This window comes from Methylomonas methanica (assembly GCF_001644035.1).
Taxonomy (GTDB): Bacteria; Pseudomonadota; Gammaproteobacteria; order Methylococcales; family Methylomonadaceae; genus Methylomonas; species Methylomonas methanica_A.
On the sequence record NZ_LUUG01000098.1, the window covers coordinates 31576 to 50944 of the forward strand.

A 19369-nucleotide genomic window follows, 5' to 3' on the forward strand; every position below is an offset into this window, starting at 1 on the left:
GTCATCCGGTGTTAACCGCTTGGCGCATAACTATAAAAATCGTTTGAGGAGGGTATATGTCTTATTCATTCAATAAGTCCCGTCGGCGCTTTTTTGCGCAAAGTGGCGCCGGATTAATGGCCTGGGCGGCAACGCCCGCGTGGCTGCGGGCCATGGAAAACATGGGCGACATGCCGAAAATGTCACCGCGAAAAGCCTCGGCCAATTTTCATCCGGATGTGGAATTGGACTTGATCTGCAAGCCTGGCTCGGTTGCTATTTTGCCGGGTCAGCCCACGCGGGTGCAGCAATACTTTGCCAAGTTGGTGAAGGGGCCGGCGCAGACCTTAACCGAAATTCCCGGCTCTTATTTGGGACCGGTGCTGCGTTTCGAGAAAGGCCAGAAGATTCGAATCAATCTGCACAATCAACTTAACGAACCCAGCATTACCCATTGGCATGGTTTGCACGTGCCTGCCGAAGTGGATGGTCATCCGCTGTACACGATAGATAGCGGTCAAGTGTTCGTGTATGAGTTTGAAATGCTCAACCGGGCCAGCATGAATATCTACCACCCGCACCCGCACAACACCACTGCGGAACAGGTTTATCACGGTCTGGCGGGCGCCATTTTGGTAAACGACGAGGAAGAACGGCGGCTGGAATTGCCCGGCGGCGAATACGAAGTCCCTATCGTCATTCAAGATAAGTTGTTTGACGACAGCAACCAACTTGTTTACGCGCGGCACATGCGCGATCGCATGATGGGTTTTTACGGCGACCGGATTTTGGTGAACGGTCGCCCCAATTTTCAACTCGACGTGGCCAGTCGAGCTTATCGTTTCCGCGTCCTCAACGGCTCAACGGCGCGCATCTACAAACTGGCTTGGGACGACAAATCGCCCATCACCGTCATCGGCACCGATGGCGGTTTGCTGGAGGCACCGGTCAATAAACCTTACGTGATGCTGGCCCCCGGCGAGCGTTTGGATATTTGGGCGGATTTCAGCGGGCGTAAAGTCGGCTCTCAGTTGGTGTTGCGCAGCCGTTCTTTTTCCGGCGTATTGCCGGGAATGATGGGCGGTGGCCAAGGTGAACATGGGCGCATGGGCGGCGGCATGGGTATGCACGGCAGTGCTTTGCCGGTGGGTAGTGACTATCCGATTTTTACGGTGAAAGTCACCCGGCAAGTAAGCGATAGTCCGAAATTACCCAACAGTTTGGCGCAAATTCACCATTACGGCTTAAGCGACACAGTCAACCCCGATAAACCGGTGCCTATCGCTATTTCGGAAGGACCGATGCGCATGGTTTTAAATGGCCGGCCCTATGCCTATAACGACATCTTGCCGAGCGAGCGTATCCCGCTGAATACCGTGCAATTGCTGGAGATTTTTCATGCACATGGCGGTGGACATGGTGCTAACAGTGCTGCTGAGCACGGCGGCAAAGAGAGTGCCGGCGTCAAGCACAACTCAGGCATGCAAGCGGAGTCCGGCGGTCACAGAATGGGCGGCATGGGCATGATGGGCGGTATGCGGCACGATGATGATAACAAGCAAGGCGAGGGTGGTCATCGGCGCATGGGTATGATGGGCATGCGCCATGGCGGCGACAGTGAAGAAGCCGGCGGTCATCAGATGGGCGGCATGGGAGGTATGGGCGGTGGCATGGGCATGATGATGTCTATGGCGCATCCGATTCATTTGCACGGCCAATATTTTCAAATCCTGAGCAGGACCATAGCCACCAACGCTGGCGAAGATTACGCAACGGTTAAAGAGGGCTTCATCGAAGGTGGCTGGAAAGACACAGTGCTGGTGATGCCGGGCGAGCGGGTAAAAATCATCAAGCCCTTCCAGGATTTTAAAGGTTTGTTTATGTACCACTGCCATAACCTGGAACACGAAGATATGGGTATGATGCGGGATTTCTTGGTGGGATGAGCAGACGACGCTAATTGTCAGGGAGCGGGATATGACGGTGATCAACAGGCATTTAACAGTCGAGGGCATGCACTGCCCTGGTTGCGAAGATACCATTCGCCAAGCGCTGGCTGATTTACCGGGTGTGATAACGGTAGAAGTCAGCTATGCGCGAGCGACGGTTGATGTGCAATTTGACGACAAGCTGGCCGACGAAGCGGCGTTATGCCAAGCCATTCGCGGCAAGGGTTACGGCGTGGTACTGACGCCGCGCCCTGCTAGCGGAAAGCTGAAAGGCCTGTTGATTTTTCTGTTGTTATTGCTGGTGGTCGGCGGCGTGGCGTTCTGGGGCAAGAGCTTGATGCCGGGCGTGATGCAACAAATGTCGCCGCATATGGATCAAGCGGTATTGCTGGGCATCGGTTTTCTCACCGGTTTTCATTGTATCGGCATGTGCGGCGGTTTTGTGGTGGGTTACACCGATCCGGCCAAACCCAAATCCCGCCAATTGCTGGCGCATTTAAGTTACGCATTCGGCAAGACCGTGTCCTACAGCACACTCGGCGCCGGCTTTGGATTGTTAGGTGCCAGCATCGCCATTACCCCGCAGATACGTGGCGGGCTGGCTTTGGTTGCGAGCCTATTTCTGTTGCTGTACGGTCTAAAGATGCTCAACTTCTTTGCGGTCTTGCGCCGTTTTACCTTGCGCATGCCCAAGGCCGTCAATCGCCAGCTTGCAGACGAAATGCGCAAACCGCGCAGTGCATTGCGTACCGGCTTGTTGACCGGTTTTTTGCTGGGTTGCGGGCCGCTACAGGCCATGTATGTGATGGCCGCCGGCAGCGGCGACCCGGTGCAGGGCGCGCTGATCCTATTTTGGTTTGGCCTCGGTACGTTGGCGCCGTTGCTCGGTTTTGGGTTTTTCGCCAGTTTGTTGTCGCCGGTATTTATGCGGCAGCTCGTCAAGGTTTCCGCAATATTGGTTATCGCGATGGGCGTAATGATGGCTCAACGCGGTTTGAAAATCGTCCAAGCAGGTCAGATGCCCGCAGCGATGCCCGCGCATACCCAGCCCGTTCAGTGAGGTAAAGTTTTGGATATTCAACGTTTCAGACAATTGAACGAGCAAGCCAAACGGCTGGCGGACGAAACAGGCAATTTGCTGATCGAAGTTTTTCATTATCTGGCCTTGTTTGTCATTGGCGCCAGTATTGTTTGGTCGGCGGTGGTGGCATACGGCGGCATGATGTTGCAAGGCCACGCCACCATTGGCGACATTTTGCTGTTGTTCATCTATTTGGAATTGGGTGCGATGGTCGGCATCTATTTCAAAACTAACCTAATGCCGGTGCGTTGTCTGATTTACATTGCCATCACCGCGCTGGCCCGTTTGTTAATTGCTGATATTCAAGCCCATCACCAGGCCGATATGGGGATTTTATTGGTGTCCGGCGGTATTTTATTGCTGGCCTTATCGACACTGCTTATTCGTAAGCCAAGCGACGAATCGTAATACATCAATTCAGCTGCATTCTCGACAGATTTCGGCGGCTATGCGCGGGTGTTCTCGGTAAGGTCGATGCCCATTTCAACTCGAATATTTTGTGAGCGTTGCTCATTCACACAGGACGATTAGGATGAAAAAAACACTATTGCTAACTGCCTTACTGCTAGCGGTCAGCGCTGCCCGGGCCATCCCACCGGTCGATCCGGCGCGGCTGGACGAAGTGCAAGAGCGCGGCAGCCATGTCATGCCGTTTGATCTGGAAAAAACCTTACATATTTTTAATAAGACTGACACCGGCGGCATCCAGCAAGTCATCGCCAAAGATGGCGAGGATACTGACCAAATTGCTTTGGCGCGCAGCCATCTGGCGCAACTGGCTGCGGGTTTTGCCAAAGGGGATTTTTCCGGGCCGCGCCGCATTCATGGCGATGATATGCCGGGGCTAAAAGCCTTGGCGTCCGCTGCCGGAAAAGTCAGTTTTGCCTATCGGGATTTGTCGAACGGCGCCGAAATCGAGTATCGGAGCGAGGACAAACAGTTGGTAGAAGCAGTGCATAGCTATTTCGATGCCCAACTCAGCGATCACGCTCGCCATGCGGTGCCCGGCGGACAGCATATGCACCACGGCCACCACCAGCCTTAATCGTTAATACGGCGGAAAGCTATCACTGATTACCTAATGAATAGCCACGTGTATTCTTGATTCAATCTACCTGCAAACTCAGGAATCGATTCACTGTGAAATAGTGCCATTCGATTGGCCTTTCCTTGCGGCGATTTTGTTGTTAAAAAGCCCTTATCTAACGGCGATAAGGGGGACGACATGTCCGGACTGGCGACAAAACACGCGTCTGCTACCAAAGGCGCAGCTATAAGCGCGGTCCCCCGGCATTGGCTGAGCCGCCCTGGATACTGGCTAGGCTGGGCCTTAATGCTGGCCTTGCTGTCTACCGTCATCGCCTTCCAGCAAGCGCCGCACCGTAACGCCTATCGCCCTGAACCCAAATTGTCGAGTTGGAATTATTGGGGATACCCAATCGAGCGCAACGCTTTTCGTAGGTTGCCGGCCATCGCCGGGAATCTCAACGATCTGGCTGTTTCCGAAGATGGTCAGCATATTTGGGCTGTGGGTGATGGCGGTTTGATCATCTACAGTACGGATGCTGGCGTGAGTTGGCAGCAAGGGCAAATTGGGCCTCCTGCGCCAATAACACCTTTGGCGCGAGCCGACGGTTTTTGGATTAAGGCAGCGCAAGCCGAGATGCCGGCGGCCGAGCCGCAACAGCAGCAATCGGTTCCAACTAACCTAGACAATGCACCTTTCAACGTTCGGAATGCCGACGGCGGCGAGGCAAATGCTGCCAAGGTGATAAACCCTGCGCTCGATTACGCAAACCAGTCGCCAGTCCAAAAGTCCCCGAGTGCGCCGCAAGAGCAAGACCTACCTGCGGCAAAGACCAATAATGAGCCAGCGACACCCACTCCAAAAAACTCACCTCAAGCAAGTACAGTCGATAAGGCGGGCGAACCCGCTTCGCCACCACCCGTTCAGAAGCAAAAGCCGAGTGGACGGGATCCGAAGCGCGCCAATTTATATTCCGTGTATTTTGTCGACACCTCTCATGGTTGGGCGGTCGGCGAAGATGGTGTGATTCTGGTCACCGCCGATGGCGCCAAAAGTTGGCAGCTCCAAACCAGCGGCACGAAGGAAATATTGAACAGCGTGCATTTTGTCGATCCCGCGCATGGCTGGGCAGTAGGCCAGGCGGGCCTCATTCTGGCTACCGCAGACGGTGGTAAAAGTTGGAAAAATCAGGCGAGTGTTGCCGGGTCACATCTGAATAGTGTGACGTTTTCCGATGAACTGCATGGTTGGGCCGTCGGTGATCTTGGGGTCATACTTGCCACCGCAGATGGCGGTCAAACTTGGCAAGCTCAAGCTAAAAATGCCAATCAAATTTTTCAATCAGTAGATTTTATCGATAATCGGCGCGGTTGGGCCGTGGGAACGGGTGGGCGCATCGTTGCCACCACGGATGGAGGCAACACTTGGCAGTCGCAACCCAATCAAGTGTCGCAATTTCTGCATAGCGTCCGCTTTCTAAAAGACGGCTTACGGGGTTGGGTGGCTGGCACGAACGGTACCCTCGCAGCGACGACTAATGGGGGGCTTAGCTGGCGAACACTAAACGGCGGAACTTCTGGTGAGTTGCGTAGCGTTAAATTTCTTCTTGATGGTTTGCGCGGTTGGGCCGTCGGTGCCGACGGAACCATAGTCGCCAGCTCTGACGGTGGCAATAGTTGGCAGGCTGCAAGCCAGAAGGTTTTTAGCAGTGTGCAATTTATGAATAATCGTCAACTTGGCTGGGTAATTGGCGCTGATGGCGCAGTTTTGTCCAGTACCGATGCTGGTCGAAATTGGCGAAGGCAGGAAATTCAAACCAATCAAGACCTATTTGGCTTGCACATTTTAGCTGACGGCCAACGTGGCTGGTTGACCGGTAGCAATGGGGTTATTTTTGCTACCACCGATGCTGGGAAAAATTGGCGTGCTCAAAACAACAACACCAAAATGTTCTTATTCAGAGTTCAATTTCTCAATGACGGTTTGCACGGCTGGGCTGCGGGTGACGGGGGGCTTCTGGTCACCCGTGATGGAGGCAAAAACTGGCAACTTGACCCTGATATATGGGGAACACTTTTTGCCATGCATTTTTCGGGGGATGGTCAGCGAGGTTGGCTGGCCGACGTCAGCGGTAAGTCGGACTTTACCGAGGATGGTGGCTTGACCTGGCAATCTCAGGTGATTGGTTCAAAGGCAGGCATTCTCGATCTTCAGTTTCAGGCCGACGGTATAAACGGTTGGGCTGTCGGCTCTAAGGGGGCGATTTTTTCCACATCCGATGGCGGAAAAAATTGGCATGCTCAAGTGAGTACTACCCAACAGAATCTCAGAGGATCAGCTTTTGCCGGCGACGGCAGTCGTGGTTGGGCAGTTGGTGTCGGCGGCACTGTAGTGTCTACTACAAATAGCGGTGGCACATGGCAGCCGCAAGACAGTGATACCTCGGCTAACTTGATAGACATATATGCCGACAACGGAGGCCGACATGCCTGGGCCGTCGGCGCAGCCGGCACCCTACTCGCCACCAGCGACGGCGGCGAACATTGGCAAGACCCGGTGTTGCCCTACCAACGCTATCCGGCGCCTTGGTATTACCTGAGCTGGTTGCCGATCATGCTGTTGTTCAGCCGAGGCTTGCGCTTGCAGTTGACCGACTTGCGCGAACCGGAAGCCAACGATCCCAATTTAGGGATAAATCCCACCGCTATTTCCGATAAACCTACCGGTCCCGGCAGCAGGGATTATTTAGGCAGTTTGAAGTTAGCCCAGGATTTATCCGCCTTTCTGCGCAACGAAAACACTCAGCCACCATTGACCCTGGCGATTACCGGCGATTGGGGCAGCGGCAAAAGCTCGGTGATGAATTATTTGCAAGCCGAGTTGCGCCGCGAAGGTTTGCGGCCGGTGTGGTACAACGCTTGGCATCATCAGGAAGAGCAACAGGTGCTGGGCTCCATCCTGGAATGCGTGCGCCAGCAGGCCACGCCGCCGCTATGGCCCTGGCTGTTGCCGGGCCTGTGGTTTAAATTGCGTTTGTTGACACATCGGCGATTTTGGCTCCAGCTGCTGGCGGCTGCGCTCTTGACGGGTTTTTGTTGGTTGGCGGCATTTTCCTATTTTCATGAAGAGGCGGAAGAAAATCAGGTGTGGCACTTCGCTTCCCACTTGGCCGGCTTGGAGCAACCGGCGGTGCTGACTGCACAAGGCCACGCCCGCTTATGTGCTCAAGCGGATGGTGTGACCAATCCAGCGAAGTCCGCCACTGGCCAGCTGTTTAGCCTTGCCGATTGCGAGAAACTGCAATGTCTGGTGAATGCGGATATCTCCGGCACAGCGAAAGATTCGGCAAACTGCAAAGATACCTTAAGCGCCTTCGCCAGCGACGATGAGTTATTGGCACAAGCCGGAAAAGTGCTTGAGCATGAATTAACGCAAGAGCGTAAACAAGCCATCGTTAAGCAACTGGAACATAGCCCAGGCAAAGCGCCGTTTGCTTTGCCGGCCTGGTTGACAGCCTTGTTGACGGTGCTGACAACCGTAGCGGGTGTAGTCGTGGTCAAAGGTGCTTCATTGTTCGGTTTAGCCAGCACCGATTTATTGAAAACCGCTATCAGCAAAACCGGCGTTATAGAAGCTGCCGAGCCGGTGGGTACCCGGCAAATCTGGGAACGGCGCTTCGAGCGTTTGACCAAGTTGTTGGGTCGGCGCCGGTTGGTGTTGTTTATCGACGATCTGGACCGGTGCAGCCGCGAGCATGCGCTGCGGGTGCTGGAAACCTGTAATTTCTTGGTCAGCAGCGGCGAGTTGTTCATCGTGATGGGCATTGCCCCTAAATATGTACTGGCCAATGTCAAATTGCATTTCAAGGAACTCGCCGAAGCCTTGCACGAATTTGATGACAATGGTCCGGCGGCGGTTGGCGTGCCGGCCGAAACTGCGCCAGCCCGAAAACCACGCAGCCTGGCGCGCTTTTATCTGCAAAAATTGATCAACATTGAAGTGCCGGTGCCTTCCGCCGGCAGCGAGGCGATGCTGAACTTATTAACCGGCAGCGGCGGCGAAGAGGATAGTCGCGGCCAACGCGAGCAGCGCTTGCAAACCGTAGGTAACGGGCTGGTTTTGACATTGCAGGGTTTAGTTCTGTTGGCTGCGATGGCTTGGGCGGCTTACCATGCCAGTCAGCCTATACCTACCACTCCCAAACCCCTGATTTTGGCAGCGCAGCCGGCGACTGAAGTGGTTGCTAAGCTGGCGGAAACCAACGTCGAGCCTGTCTCCGATCAGCCCGACCAGCGTAAAGCCGAGTCCGGCGTCACCTCGTTTCGCGCCGATTTCAAACCCGAACAATTGACGCCCTGGCCGCAACGCATCGGCTATGGCTTGTTACTGCTGGTTATGCTGTTGGCCGGTGGATTGGTCTGGGTAGGCGTCAACGAGAAGGCGCGAAACTGGCTGGTGGATTATCTGGAAATGGCTTACAAAGCCTTTGGCCGGGACTGGTTCGGACCAAGGCAAACTCAGGATACGCCGGAGTTTGCCGCAGCCTTGCGGATCTGGTACCCGCTGATTCACCAAACCCAGTCACAGCCGCCGGAGATTAATTCGCCGCGTACCGTCAAAGCCTTTTTAAACCGACTGCGCTGCTTTGCCAGTCGCTGGCCGAACACGACTGGCGCGCACGGCGAAGCGCAATTGGTGGCGTTGGCAGCGTTGCATTTTTACTTGGGTGAAAATAATCCTGAAAGTTGGGACAAGTTTTTAGAGGAATTGAAAGTGCAATCTTATGTCACGGATTCCTATCTAAAGTTGCAATCGATAGTCGCTGAACATAAAAGACAATTTGGGTTGCCTAGTGACGACGATACTCAACTGTTTAAATATTTCATCGAGAACCTGGAAATCCATAAGCCGCAGTGAGCCGGAACGGAATATCTGTGAAAAGTAGGGCAGGGTTAATAGCCCGAGTATTGACCCAGTTTTATTGGATCTATTGATCCGGCCCTTAAATGTTTTAACCGTTCGTGCTGAGCGTGTCGAAGCACAAACAGCCTGTCGACAAGCTCAAGGCGAACGGCTATTAAAACTTCACAAGGCCGGATCAATAATTAGAGATTGTGAAGTTTAGGGTGGATAAGCCGTGCGCATCCACCAAGATTGCCGGATGCGCTTCGCTTATCCAGCCTACGATTGTTTTTACGCTGTTTTGACTGGATAGCTTTTGCTTAAATTCCCTTACCTCGGCCCGCTCGCGGAGGGGATTTTCGTAGGGCAAAGGGAGAAATCACGAGATAGAGCAGCCCTCACAACTAATTTTTCAGCCATTCCTGGTTCGGTAGCCAATTAGTTATCCATCGCGGTAACTCCCCGGCCGGCATGGGGCGGGCGATGCCATAACCTTGGGCGTTGTCGCAACCCAGTTTTAGTAGCAGCAAGCCGTGTTCTTCGGTTTCGACGCCTTCGGCTATGACTTGCCGATGAAAGGCAGCGGTGAGATTGATGATGCCGGCGACGATAGCCAAATCTTCCGGGTCGCCGAGGATGTCGCGAATAAACGATTGATCGATCTTTAAGGTGTCGGCCGGTAAGGCTTTCAGGTAAGTTAGTGACGAATAACCGGTACCGAAATCGTCCAATGCAAAGCAGACGCCCAGTTTTTGGCATTCCTTCATCACGGCGGTGACCCGGCCAATATCCTCCAGCGCCGCAGTTTCCAGTATCTCTAGTTCCAGGCAGTGGGGGCGCAATTGCGGATGGGCGGCAAAGCCGGCTTTCAAGGTGTCGACGAAGTCGTGGTGCAGTAAGTGGCGCGGGGCAATATTGATACTGATGACAATGTTCAAGCCCATGTCTTGCCACTTTTGTAAGTGGTCCAGAGCGCGGGCCAATACCCAGTTGCCCAGCGCTATGACCAGCTCGGTGCCTTCTATGTCGGGTAAAAACGCGGCAGGCGATAATAAGCCGCGCTCCGGATGCTGCCAGCGAATCAATGCTTCCGCGCCCAGTACTTTACCCAGGCGCATATTGACCTTGGGTTGAAAATACAGCACGAACTGGTTATTCAGCAGCGCGGTTTCGATTTGCGTTAAGGTTTCGCCGCGGATCAGCGCGATCCTGTCCAGTTCCTGATCGAACAGGTGGTAGCGATTTTTGCCACGTTGTTTGGCGACATACATGGCCTGGTCGGCGTGCCGCAACAGGGTGTCCGCGCTCGCCAGATCGTCCGGATACAGGGTAAGGCCCACGCTGGCGGAAACACAGACCAGGTTGTCTGCAATCGACAGGGGTTCCGCGACTTTGCAAAGCATGCGTTCCAATACGGCTTCGTATTCGCGGCTGTCGCTAAAGTCCAGTAATAGCAGCACAAACTCGTCGCCGCCGATGCGGGCCACGGTATCGCCGGCGCGCAGGCAGTCGCGGATGCGTAGGGACGTTTCAATCAGCAATTGATCGCCCACTTCGTGGCCGAACTGATCGTTGACCGGTTTAAAACCGTCCAGATCCAGATAACATACCGCCATATGGTTGCCGGCGCGGTGCGTGTGGGCCAGTGCTTGCGCCAGTCGGTCGGCCAGCAGCACCCGATTGGGAATGCCGGTCAGCGGATCGAAATGAGCGATGCGTTCCAGATCGTATTCATGATTTTTCAGTGGGGTGATGTCCGCCGATAAGCCGATGTAATGATGAATTTGGCCGTCGTCGTCCCGCACCACCGAAATCGACGTCAGCGCGGCGAAGACCTCGCCTTTTTTGTTGCGGTTCCACAGTTCACCGCTCCAATGATTGTTTGTGTTTAGCGCTTGCCACATGGCTTTGTAAAATTCCGCGGATTGCCGGCCGGATTTGAGCATGCTGGGGTTTTTACCCAAAACGTCCTCGCGCGCATAGCCGGTAATTCGGCTGAAGGCCTCATTGGCATCGATGATGCGATTCTCGCTGTCGGTAATCACCACGCTATCGTGGGTGTGGGCAAATACGCTGGCCGCCAAGCGTTGCTCGGCCTCGCGGCGTTGCAGTTCTTGACGAAATTGTTCGCGTTCCAATAGGTTGCGAATCCGCAAGCGGGCAACTTCGATACTGATGGGTTTGGTTAGATAGTCCGCAGCACCCAAGGAAAAGCCCAAGGCCTCGGCTTGAATTTCGTTTAAAGCGGTAACGAACACAATCGGAATGTCTTTTAACAGCGGACTGGCCTTGATCCGGCGGCAGGTTTCGTAGCCATCCATATCCGGCATCATGATGTCGAGCAGGATCAGGTCGGGCGGCTCATCCAGCGCCAGTTGCAGGCCTTTGCCGCCGGAGGTGGCGATTTGAATTTGATAATCGTCCTGTAATGCCAGACCTAACAAGGCCAAATTGGCGGGCGTATCGTCGATGGCGAGAATTTTCAACTGTTTGCTGTTCATTCGGTTTGCCCTCCGTCCCAACCCAAGACTGAATAAAGCTGTCCTAATTGCTGGCGTGCCTGGTCGAATTTCATTTCGTTGACCGATTGAGCTATTTCGGAAAAACCCAGTTCTACCGCACTACCGCGCAGTAAATTTTGCAATGCCTTGACTTGATTAATGGCATGGAACATGTTTTTCGCAAGTAAGTTATCGAGTTCGTCCATTAGTGGTCGTATTTCTTGGTTACGGTGAAGCATGGCGATGTCTTCCGTGCTGATCGTCGGGTTGGCCACCGCAAAGACGGTTTGCTCCGCATAGACAGGCGTATCTCGATGGAGTCCGGCATTGGCTGCCGCAGAATACAGTTCCGCGCACGGGATAGGTAAGCGCTCTTGTTCGGAATTGTGATTATGAAGTTGACAATCAACGAGGTCGCAGCGAATTTTGAACCAGAACCGGGCGCCCGTGCCGGGACTACTTTCCACACCGGCTTCGCCCTGCATCAGCCCGGCAAAACGTTGCACGATGGATAAGCCCAGGCCGGTGCCGGCATAACGCCGCGTCGAACTGGCGTCGATTTGGGTAAAGGGTTTAAATAGCAGGCTTTGCTGTTCGGTGGCAATGCCGATGCCGTGATCGGTAACTGAAAATTCCAGTTGCGCCTGCGATCCTTGCCGGCGCAACTCCGTAACCTGGATTTGGATAACCCCTTGATTGGTAAATTTGATGGCATTACTGACCAGGTTTGAGAGCATTTGCCGGACTCTGATTTGATCCAGCTGGTAGCATTGTTCGCTGGGTCCGAGCCAGGCGGTTTCGATCCGCAGGTTTTTCTGATGCGCGCTTTCCCCGAACAGCGATTGCACGTCGGTGATGATTTGCCGAGGCTGCGTGGCCGAGTAAATCAGCTCCAGCCGATTCGCCTCGATTTTGGACAAATCCAACACATCGTTTAACAGGGTTAACAGGGTTTGTCCGGATGCGAGGATGGTACGGGCGCACTCTTGATGCTTGCTTGGGTCGCAGTCCGGTAGACTCAACAACTGCGCCATCCCCAAAATACCGTTCAATGGGGTGCGGATTTCGTGCGACATGGTGGCCAGGAAATTACTTTTGGCCTGATTCGCGCTTTCAGCGATGCGGGTTTTGATTTCGTTGCTCAAAATCAGCGCCATGTGCGAGAAAAACGGCGATAGATAATCGCGCATTTGCGCCGACCCCAGCATGTCGGTCATTTTGATGGCGCCGATTAATTCTTTGCCTACCTGCAAGGGCATCACCCAAGTGCAGGCAATGGCCGGGGTCATCCCGCGCAGTAAGGTATGCTGAGAATCCGTGGCTTGTTCGACAAAGCGGCGATGCTGAAAAACTTCTTTGATCAACGGGTCGTCGATATGGTCGATAACCTGGCGTTCGCCGGCCAAATTGGCGTAATGAATCTCGCCCTCGTCCAGATAATAAATTTCGACATTGCTGCCGCCCAAACTGCCGCACAAGGCGGTCATTAAACTCTCCAACAGTCCTTCGACGCCGGCGATGGGGTTTAACAATTCCACCAGGTGCAGAACCAGATACAGATTGGCTTTTTCTTCCGAAAGCTTGCGGACGCGGGTTTCCAATTGCTTGACCCGCTCCTCGAGCTCTTGATGGGAAGGTGCTTGAGTCATTGGTCGGCGGCAAGCCGGCGTTGAATGGCATCGGCCAAAACAGTTTCCAGATGCTCCAGGCCGACATCCATCCATTCCAGCGGCAGATCCACAAACCGCGCGGCAGTTTCGGCGGCGGCGCTGAAGTCACCGTTACACGGGGTGCGCAGAGCCAGGATGTATTTGTGGCTGCTATGAAATATCTCCCTGATTACCGTCATGTTCGCGCCAAAGCAGGCGGTGATCATCGGTTCCCAGGTCAACGCCCAATCTTCCAGTAAAAAATAGGCGCCTTTTTCCAGTTCCTGCATGAATAATTCGTAGCCGAGCAGCATCACGATACAGTTTTGGCCGTGGGTGCGGCAGGTGTGGTGGCCTTCCAGATACTTTTCCATCAACGGGTGGCAGCCGCCGTAAAACACCACGGTTTTCTCGCCGAGTTTCTCGCGTTCTTCCAGAGCTTGATTCAGCTCGGTTGACAAACGATTCAGGTAATTGTGCAAGGCCGAATCCAGATAATGGGTATGGACGTTCCAGTGATTTTTCGCGATTAATCCGTCCACTTCCTTACGCAAAATGCCGCAGCCTATCATGGTCAGCGGGGTTTGATTTTCCGGGTGTATTGTGAAGTTTTTCATGCCAATCTCCCATATTCGAACGCGGCAGCGACCATGGCCTGAATATTGGCCTCGGGCACCGCCATCGGCATCACGCCGTTACCGAACAAAAAATGGCCGCCGGTTTTGCCTATTTCGACAATACGCTGCACTTCAGCGCGAGTTTGTTCCGCGCTCCAGTGAATCATCTTAATATCGTCGATTACCCCGCAGGTCAGGCCGCGATTACCGATCAGACGTTTGGCTTCGGCAATGTCGGCGAGCGGGCTGATGTGATGGGCTTTGATGTGAAGTTCATCGAAAACCAAATCGATCACATCGTTAAAGGGGGCCATGCCACAGTAATAGACGACGCCTTCGCTGCCGCCGGGCAGTAAGTCCCGCCGCATCCAGGGCATCACGATTTGCTCGATTTGTTTACGGCTGACGAAATACGGCGAGCCGAATGGTGTGGAGTAAATTAAGACATTGGTGCCCAAGGCCCGCAATGCGGCGATTTCCTGTTGACAGAAATCCGAACATTTTCGCAGTAGTTCGTCGCGGACATCGAATGGACCGAGCAGGAATAACTCCATCCATTTATCCATGCCCATCAATATGGCTGGCAAGGTGGTCGATGCTGTGATGTAGGTGCAAATCGGATGCGTGGCGCCGACTTCGCTTTGCAAAATCTGTAGGCTGTCGGAGACGGGTTGCCAGGCTGGTTGTTGGGTAATGTCGGCGGGAATTTCGAGCTTGGCGATGTCGTCCAGGTTTTTGATGACGAAGTCGGCGACGTTCGGTACGCCGTCGTCGGCAAACAGGATTTCCCGGCAACCCAGCAATTCCGCTTCCTTGCCTACGTAATGCAGGCTCCAGATGTTGTCGTAGCCGTAGCGCCGCCGCATGCGCAGTTGGGCGTCGGCGACATATTCGCCCTTGCTGAAGTATTGCTTGGCAGGCATACCCAATTCCCGCGCGCCGTGATCGGGCAGATTGCAAAAAACCGGGATGCGAGGTGCGGGGCTGCCGGTCATCGCTGCGGTAAGAATTTCCAGGGGGGTCATGGCTTGACCTCGCGAATCAAATCGACGATGACTTTGGCGGCGGTGACGCCATCCGGCGCCCAAGCATCCGCGCCGACCTGGATGTACAACTCCGGATCGAAACGGTAGGGCGCGCCGCCTACCGCCAGTTTGATTTGCTGTTCCAAGCCGCGCTCTTGTAATAGTGCGCGCACCCCCAAACTGCCTTTTTCGCTGGTGGCGGTGTGGACCATCATGGCGGATACCGCGATGACCTGAGCGTTCTCGGTCATTGCGGTATCGACGAATTTTTCGGCGCTGACATTGGTACCCAGATCGACCACATCCACCATCAGCGATTTCAAACAGCCACTGACAATCCGTTTGCCCAAGGAATGCAGGTCGCCGTAAGCGGCGCCGATCACGACGCGACCTATCATTTCCGGCGGTTTACTGAATTTTTCCAGCATTTTTTCGGTGACGTCGGCGGCTATTTGCGCGGTCATGAAATGCTGAGCCAGATTGGCGTCCGGATCCTTTTCTATTAAAGTCATCATCAATTCGACGGCCGGGATGACTAATTTGAAGACGATATCTTCGGGGCTGAATCCGTCGCTCAAGGCCTGATTGACGACATCCAGCGCCGCCTGCTTATCGGTCTCGAATACCGCCTGGTTGTAGGATTGAATATAAGCGTCAAGCATTATTCGTACTCCCCGATAGGCATGGGTTGCAAGCGTAAATTGTCGATAAAGCGGTTTTCGTATTCGAAAACCCCGCCCAGATTGATCGTGCGCGCCCGTTGGACAATATCATTCAACAGATTTGGCCCGGCTGGATTCAACAGCAGCTGTTCGCAGCCGGCCAGACTGGCGTTGGCCAGCAGGCTGATCCGCTCGCTGGGCAGCGTCGGCAGTAAACCGACCCGGAATGCACTGTTTAGATCCAGATGTTGACCAAAACTTCCGCAAATCCATAACCTGTCTAACTCGTTTACTTTTAAACCTGCTAAGGCTAGTAATTGTGCCATGGCAGCGGCTGTCGATGCCTTGGCACGCTGGAAAATATCGATGTCGCTCGCAAAAATGGCACTTTTTGGCATGTCGGCTTGCAATAAAAAGCCCTGTTCGGTTGGCGGTTCGGCGAAGCGTCCGGACGGTTTCAGGTGTTTTTTGTCCAGCAGCAACGCAATCGCGTCGATGAATCCGCTGGCGCAGTAGCCGCGCGCCTGGGCATCTCCTATCGTCTGTAAGCCGCTTGCCGACACTTTGCAAATCGCACCGGCTTCAGCGGTTAAACCGTTGCGCATGCCCACCCCTTCGAAAGCGGGGCCGCCCGGCACGGAACTGGCCCACAGGTTTGTGCCGTCCCACACCGCGATTTCGGTGTTGGTACCGAAGTCTGCCAACAACATCGGTTGCGATTGTTCAGTAATGCCGGTGGCGAGCAGGTCGGCCAGTAAGTCCGAACCGATAAAGCCGGCCAGCGGTTGGGCAATGTCGATGTCGGCATGCGGTGTACGCCATATCTGGCGCCAGGCATCGGCATCGGTGGGCTGGCAGGCGATGGGGCTTTGCCAGTTCTCAGGTTGGTAGAGACTGTCGCCGCTATTGCCGCAAATCAGCGTCAACATTGCGGTATTGCCGACGATCAACACTTTGCCCAGCGCTGCCAGTACCGGCGTTATTTCGCCCATATCGCGGCTGAGAATATCGCGTATGCCATCCATGATAGCCTCGCGAGCTTGCTGGCCTATCCGGAGGCAATCTTGAACGTCCAGGCGCTCGGCATCCAGCCGGGTCAGCACGTCCGCGCCATGCGCGACTTGCGGATTGATGCTGTAGCGCGTGCCGATCCGGCGCCCGGATTGCCGGTTCCACACGGACAGGCGAATGTGCGTGGTGCCCAGGTCTACCGCCACGCCATAGACATGCTCGGAAATGGCCGGATTGCCGCTGGCTTGATAAAGCTGGGTCGGGTCCAGACTTTTCCATGCGGAATGCGGCGCTGGATTTTCCAGGTAAAGTTCGCAGTCACTATACGCCCGCAATTGGCAAGCCAAACGCATGCCGTTAGCCAGATCTTCCGGTAGCAGCTTTTGCCGTTCCGCCAGGGTCGGCGGATTAAACTCGCCGCTGACGGTTTGAATCAGACAGGCGCCGCAGGTGCCCAAGCCGCCGCAGGCTGCACGTACGCGTAAATCGGTGGCGTCGAGTACTTGGCGTACCGAGAGGTGAGGTTTAAGCATTACGCGTAGCGTCTGTTCGTCGCTGCTGACCGTCGCCAGCATATCGCTAGCCGGGGACGCTGTTTGTCCGGCATTGGGAGCGATGGTGGTCATAGTCGATGGAAACCTGTAGGAGTTATAGCGATTGCGCATTTGATAAGGTCTGGCATGATCCGGGTGCTGATCTATTCGGGTGGTGCTTGTTTTATTGGCAAAATAGCGAGTTCTTTTCCCCTATCATTTTAGTGCGTATCGCTAGTTTCGCTGACTCAATCCTGCCGTTTAAGCGATTTGTCTTTCTCAGATCGGCTTTTACGGCATAAACTCCCCTATATGCGGCTAAGCTTTGCCGAAAAGGCGCTTTGAGCTAATGGCACACTGTTCTTACTGGAATGTCATCGACAATCGGGTACACTTTGCTGGCGCTCCAAAAACTGAGTCGTGACCCGAACTCGCTTGCCTGAGACGCTTGCAGTCAATCCAGATCATGGTTTTAAAATCGAACGGAATTTAGATGGAATCCGATAAACAATCGACAGAGCGCCAAGCCACCATTCTGTTAGTCGATGACGAGTCCATCAACCTGTCGGTTTTCGGGCAGTTTCTCGCCCCGTATTATCAGGTTTTGGTGGCCACCAGCGGGCAGAGAGCCTTGCAACTGGCGGGTGGAGCCCCGAAGCCTGATTTAATCCTGCTGGATGTGATGATGCCCGACATGGATGGCTATCAAGTCATCGGCCAGTTAAAAGCCGATCCCAAAACCGGCGACATTCCAGTGATATTCGTTACCGCCTTGACTTCCGATCTGGAGGAAGAGCGCGGTTTGTCACTTGGGGCGGTGGATTACCTTTACAAGCCGTGCCATTTGTCGATTCTATTGGCTAGAATCAAAACCCAGCTGGAGCTGAAGAATGCCCGCGATTGGCTGAAAGACCAAAATGCCTATCTGGAAACGGAAGTGCAACGCCGGCATCAGGAGAATGAGGCTGTACATTTACAATTATTGCAATCGGAAAAACTGGCGGCAATAGGGCAATTGGCGGCCGGCATCGCACACGAAATCAATAATCCCATCGGTTTTGTCAATTCCAATTTGAATACGCTGGACAGCTATTTGCGTGATGTTTTTTGCGTGGTGGATGCCAGCAACGCGGCCTTGGACGAAAAACCCCTATCGGAGGAGACGCTGCAAAGCTTGCGCGAGCTGAAACAAGCCAAGCAGCTTGAATATTTACGTAATGATATTCCGGAATTGATCGCCGAATCGATGGAAGGCTTGACGCGGGTGCGCGACATTATTCAGGATTTGAAGGATTTTGCGCATGCCGACAAAAACGAATGGGAGTTGGGCGATTTGCATAAGGGTCTGGATTCCACGCTGAATATTATCGCCAACGAGCTGAAATACCATTGCACGGTACATAAACAGTACGGCGAAATTCCCCAGATTTATTGTTTGTCTTCGCAATTGAATCAGGTGTTTATGAATTTGCTGATCAATGCCGCGCAATCCATCGAAACCAAAGGCGATATTCATATTCGTACCGGTCGCGCCGACCAGAATGTGTGGGTGGAAATCAGCGATAGCGGCAAAGGTATTGCTCCTGAGAACTTGCCGCGTTTGTTTGAGCCGTTTTTTACCACCAAGCCGGTCGGCAAGGGCACCGGATTGGGGCTGTCGGTATCCCAAAATATCGTGCGTAAGCATGGCGGTAAAATCGAAGTGACCAGCCAGCTTGGGCAGGGTAGTCGGTTTCGAGTCTGGCTGCCGATTCGGCCGCCGGAATTGGGGGCCGCCGAATAGTCTGGTGCGTCTGGCGGATTTTTAAAACCGAACTTGCAGAAGGGGCTTTACATGCCAGACTATGTCATCAATAGACCACTGTTATTGCAAAACCATGAACCAGGCAGACATTAGAATACTGATCGTTGACGACGAGCCGAACGTATTGAAAGCACTGACGCGTTTGCTGAAACAATATGAGCCTGTTACCGCAATCAGCGGTGAGGAAGCCTTATTGTTAGCCGAGCAACATCGCTTCGATCTGGTGATTTCCGATTACCGGATGCCGGGGATTAACGGTATCGACTTTTTGATTTTATTCAAGCGCATGCAGCCGGATGCCGTGCGCATTGTCTTGACCGGTTTTGCCGATCTGGAAGGCGCGCAGCACGCCATTAACGAGGCGGAAGTGTTTCGCTTTATCAACAAACCCTGGAGTAATCTGGAGATCGTCAACGTCGTCGAGAATGGTCTGGCGCACAAGCGCATGTTGTTGGAAAACCGGGCCCTGGCCGATCAGGTGCGCGCACAGCAGATACTCCTGAATGAAAAAGAAGCGATTATTAAGGCGCTCGAGGCCGAGGAGCCGGGTATCACTCAAGTCAATTGGGCGCAGGATGGCTCCATTATTCTCGACGACGAGGATTTGCAATAGTCAGCGGTACTCCGCC

13 protein-coding genes are annotated in these 19369 nt (G+C 54.0%); 7 read left to right on the top strand and 6 right to left on the bottom strand.

Annotated features, from left to right (window positions below; all coding sequences use genetic code 11):
* Positions 1 to 56 precede the first annotated feature (56 nt).
* The 5 genes from A1332_RS18265 (at position 57) to A1332_RS18285 (ending at position 8953) form a co-directional block, all read left to right on the top strand.
* Positions 57 to 1925 (top strand): multicopper oxidase family protein, encoded by a 1869-nt coding sequence (locus tag A1332_RS18265; protein WP_064009862.1) that lies wholly within the window; start codon positions 57 to 59, stop codon positions 1923 to 1925.
* Between the two features lie 31 nt (positions 1926 to 1956).
* Positions 1957 to 2988: a sulfite exporter TauE/SafE family protein gene (locus A1332_RS18270; RefSeq protein ID WP_064009863.1), complete on the top strand. Its 1032-nt coding sequence runs from the start codon at positions 1957 to 1959 to the stop codon at positions 2986 to 2988.
* A gap of 9 nt (positions 2989 to 2997) precedes the next feature.
* Positions 2998 to 3417, top strand: coding sequence for a phosphate-starvation-inducible protein PsiE (locus tag A1332_RS18275; RefSeq protein ID WP_064009864.1), 420 nt, complete (start codon positions 2998 to 3000; stop codon positions 3415 to 3417).
* Positions 3418 to 3541: 124 nt separating this feature from the next.
* Positions 3542 to 4054, top strand: coding sequence for a hypothetical protein (locus tag A1332_RS18280; RefSeq protein WP_064009865.1), 513 nt, complete (start codon positions 3542 to 3544; stop codon positions 4052 to 4054).
* A 180-nt stretch (positions 4055 to 4234) separates the two neighbouring features.
* Positions 4235 to 8953, top strand: coding sequence for a YCF48-related protein (locus tag A1332_RS18285; protein ID WP_082879770.1), 4719 nt, complete (start codon positions 4235 to 4237; stop codon positions 8951 to 8953).
* A 389-nt stretch (positions 8954 to 9342) separates the two neighbouring features.
* On the opposite strand, the gene A1332_RS18290 is transcribed toward A1332_RS18285, so the two are convergent.
* From A1332_RS18290 to A1332_RS18315, 6 genes are read right to left on the bottom strand one after another with little or no spacing between them, the layout of a single operon-like run.
* Complete coding sequence (locus A1332_RS18290; protein WP_064009867.1) at positions 9343 to 11439, bottom strand: EAL domain-containing protein; 2097 nt, start codon at positions 11437 to 11439, stop codon at positions 9343 to 9345.
* Entirely contained in the window at positions 11436 to 13088 is a 1653-nt protein-coding gene (locus A1332_RS18295) for a sensor histidine kinase (protein ID WP_064009868.1), read from the bottom strand. Before A1332_RS18295 ends, A1332_RS18290 begins: the two co-directional genes overlap by 4 nt.
* Positions 13085 to 13705 (bottom strand): DUF1638 domain-containing protein, encoded by a 621-nt coding sequence (locus A1332_RS18300; protein ID WP_064009869.1) that lies wholly within the window; start codon positions 13703 to 13705, stop codon positions 13085 to 13087. Before A1332_RS18300 ends, A1332_RS18295 begins: the two co-directional genes overlap by 4 nt.
* Positions 13702 to 14730, bottom strand: coding sequence for a uroporphyrinogen decarboxylase family protein (locus A1332_RS18305; RefSeq protein WP_064009870.1), 1029 nt, complete (start codon positions 14728 to 14730; stop codon positions 13702 to 13704). Before A1332_RS18305 ends, A1332_RS18300 begins: the two co-directional genes overlap by 4 nt.
* A complete protein-coding gene (locus tag A1332_RS18310; protein WP_064009871.1) occupies positions 14727 to 15392 on the bottom strand; it encodes a cobalamin B12-binding domain-containing protein in 666 nt (221 codons plus the stop codon). Before A1332_RS18310 ends, A1332_RS18305 begins: the two co-directional genes overlap by 4 nt.
* Positions 15392 to 17029: an ASKHA domain-containing protein gene (locus tag A1332_RS18315; protein ID WP_064009872.1), complete on the bottom strand. Its 1638-nt coding sequence runs from the start codon at positions 17027 to 17029 to the stop codon at positions 15392 to 15394. Before A1332_RS18315 ends, A1332_RS18310 begins: the two co-directional genes overlap by 1 nt.
* A 400-nt stretch (positions 17030 to 17429) precedes the next feature.
* Between A1332_RS18315 and A1332_RS18320 the strand changes: the two genes are divergently transcribed.
* Together A1332_RS18320 and A1332_RS18325 are read left to right on the top strand one after the other, a co-directional pair.
* The gene (locus A1332_RS18320) at positions 17430 to 18719 is read left to right on the top strand and encodes an ATP-binding protein (protein WP_064009873.1); all 1290 of its coding nucleotides are present in this window, start codon (positions 17430 to 17432) and stop codon (positions 18717 to 18719) included.
* Between the two features lie 94 nt (positions 18720 to 18813).
* Entirely contained in the window at positions 18814 to 19353 is a 540-nt protein-coding gene (locus A1332_RS18325; RefSeq protein ID WP_064009874.1) for a response regulator, read from the top strand.
* Positions 19354 to 19369 lie beyond the last annotated feature (16 nt).